This window comes from Amycolatopsis echigonensis, from assembly GCF_014174495.1.
In the GTDB taxonomy this organism is placed as follows: domain Bacteria; phylum Actinomycetota; class Actinomycetes; order Mycobacteriales; family Pseudonocardiaceae; genus Amycolatopsis; species Amycolatopsis echigonensis.
This window is the reverse complement of sequence record NZ_JACJHR010000210.1, coordinates 1-1858: the sequence shown is the minus strand read 5'-3', so window position 1 is coordinate 1858 and position 1858 is coordinate 1. Positions and strand designations below refer to the sequence as shown.

The following is a 1858-nucleotide window of genomic DNA, read 5'->3' as shown; positions in this document are numbered from 1 at the left end:
TCTCGCGCTCAATCCGCGGTCTGGGCTGTTCGGCCCCGGTAAGTCGCTGATCACCCGGCTGCAACGCGACCGCGCCACCGAGGTGATCAAACTAGCCGCAGACCGCATGAGGACCATGCCATGGGCGGTGTACCGCGTGCGGCGGTACTACTCAGCACCCGCTTCCGCGATCAGGTCCGTTGACCGAAGCCTGATCGCTGACCGCCTCGTGGTTCAAGCCGCACTGGAGGAGATCAGCGACCTCGTCGGCGTGCAGCTCATCAAGAACGCTGACATCACCGGAGCACCCGTCCGCCGCAGTGACCGGGACACGTTCCGCCGCTTGTGGCTGCGCAAGCGAAGCGACGGGGTATACCCCGCCATGGAAGAGTTCTACGCCACCGCACCCGCCCAGGCCGTCGACCAGACCCTCGACAGCTTCGAAGCCATCTGGACGGACAACACGGACAAGCTCCTGTCCTATATGGAACGTCGCACGAACGCGGCGATCGCCATCGTCCGCCAGGCCATCGGACACCGAGCAAGCGACACCGCATCGTAAGCAGGTTCTCCCCACACGTGCCCGTGAGCTTCCCCCCGTTCGCCGGACACGGCGGGTGTGGGGTCAGGTGGTCGTGTCTGGTGGTGTGTGGAGGGCCTCAAACGTGACCGGGGCGTGCATCCCGATGCTGGAATGCCGCCGTTTCGGGTTGTACCAGCACTCTATCCATTCGAATATCGCGTTGGCAAGGTTGTCGCGGGTTGTCCATGTTTTCGTGTCGAGTAGTTCGAGTTGCAGGGTGCCCCAGAAGGATTCCATCATGGCGTTGTCGTAACAATCGCCGACGGTTCCCATGGAGGCGAGCAGTCCGGCAGTGCGGAGTCGTTGCCCGAATGCCCATGAGGTGTATTGGGCGGATTCAACTGAGCTTGGCCCCTTGATCCGGACACCTGGCCTGAGGTGACCCTGGGTCACCAGGAAGGATGTTCCGGTGCCTGCACCACACCCGCCTGAGTTTCGTCGTCGTGCCGTTGAGCTGGCTCGTCAAGGCTCCAAACCGGTCGCCGAGCTGGCCAGGGAGCTAGGGATCAGCGAGTCCTGCCTGCGGAACTGGATGTCCCAGGCGGATGCGGACCAGAACGGCTCGACGACCCGGTTGACGAGCGCGGAGAAGAAAGAGCTAGCCGAGCTGCGGAGGAAGAACCGTCAGCTCGAAATGGAAAATGAGATTCTCAAGCGTGCGGCCGCTTACTTCGCGCGGGAGAACATCCTCCCAAAGTAGTCTACCCGCTGGTCCGTGAACTGGCCGCGGACGATATCGACGTCGCGGTGGCCTGTCGGGTACTGAATGTGTCACGATCGGGCTATTACGAGTGGCGCGACCGGCCACCCTCGCCCAGGGAACAGGACAACAAATTGCTACTCAAACACATCGAGGCCATTCACGCCGACTCCCGCGGCACCTACGGATGGCCGCGCGTGCACGCCGAACTCGTACTGGGAATGGGCGTGAACGTCAACCACAAGCGAGTGGCCCGACTCATGCGCGAAGCCGGCATCCAGGGCCTCTACCGGCGCCGGCGCCGCGGCTGCACGATCCGCAACCCCGCCGAGCAGCCCGCCGAAGACCTGGTCAACCGCACGTTCACCGTCGAGGGCCCGAACCGGCTGTGGCTGACCGACATCACCGAACATCCCACCGACGAAGGGAAACTGTATTGCGCCGCCGTCATGGACGCCTATTCCCGGCGTATCATCGGCTGGTCCATCGACAATCACATGCGCACCGAGCTGGTGATCGACGCACTCGGCATAGCCACCCTCCGCCGCAAACCCGAAGCCGGCACCACTATCCTACATTCCGATCACGGATCACAA

Annotated in this window: 4 protein-coding genes; 3 read left to right on the top strand and 1 reads right to left on the bottom strand. The window is 63.1% G+C overall.

All coding sequences use genetic code 11. From position 1 onward, the window contains the following. Positions 1–541: hypothetical protein (locus H5411_RS46315; protein ID WP_183128004.1), on the top strand; the 541-nt coding region annotated here is incomplete at its 5' end. 63 nt (positions 542–604) lie between these two features. On the opposite strand, the gene H5411_RS48285 is transcribed toward H5411_RS46315, so the two are convergent. Continuing rightward, entirely contained in the window at positions 605–955 is a 351-nt protein-coding gene (locus H5411_RS48285) for an integrase core domain-containing protein (protein WP_220818382.1), read from the bottom strand. Between the two features lie 16 nt (positions 956–971). Between H5411_RS48285 and H5411_RS46305 the strand changes: the two genes are divergently transcribed. Together H5411_RS46305 and H5411_RS46300 are read left to right on the top strand one after the other, a co-directional pair. Continuing rightward, entirely contained in the window at positions 972–1262 is a 291-nt protein-coding gene (locus tag H5411_RS46305) for a transposase (protein WP_183128002.1), read from the top strand. Positions 1263–1270: 8 nt separating this feature from the next. Further along, a partial coding sequence (locus tag H5411_RS46300; RefSeq protein ID WP_183128005.1) for an IS3 family transposase occupies positions 1271–1858 on the top strand: 588 nt, incomplete at its 3' end.